1 protein-coding gene is annotated in these 408 nt (G+C 65.9%); it reads right to left on the bottom strand.

The window, feature by feature from the left end; all coding sequences use genetic code 11:
• The coding region (locus SxD43FB_RS24150; protein ID WP_176482926.1) for a fumarate hydratase at positions 1 to 408 on the bottom strand (408 nt) is incomplete at both ends.

The following is a 408-nucleotide window of genomic DNA, read 5'->3' as shown; positions in this document are numbered from 1 at the left end:
GGAAGAGGAAGGTCTTGTTGGCCGAGCCGCCGCCCTTGAGCACGAACATCATGTGGAACTCGTCCGCATGGTGGTCGCCGGGGGAGGCGTAGATGTCGAACTGGACGGGGAGGTTGTTGCCGGTGTTCACCTCCTCGAACATCGAGAGCGGCGCCATCTGCGAGTAGCGCAGGTTGGTCTCGGTGTAGGTGCGGTGCACGCCGTAGGAGAGCGCCTCCTCCTCGTCGCCCTCGACCCAGACGCGCTGGCCCTTCTTGCCGAAGACGATGGCGGTGCCGGTGTCCTGGCACATCGGCAGCACGCCGCCGGCCGAGATGGAGGCGTTCTTCAGCAGGTCGAGCGCCACGAAGCGGTCATTGGCGCTGGCCTCGGGGTCCTTCAGGATCTTGGCGAGCTGCTCCAGGTGGC

Origin of the sequence: Sphingobium sp. D43FB (genome assembly GCF_002312805.1) — a bacterium.
In the GTDB taxonomy this organism is placed as follows: Bacteria; Pseudomonadota; Alphaproteobacteria; order Sphingomonadales; family Sphingomonadaceae; genus Sphingobium.
Note: the sequence above shows the minus strand (reverse complement) of the source record. Positions and strands in the feature narration are given on the sequence as shown.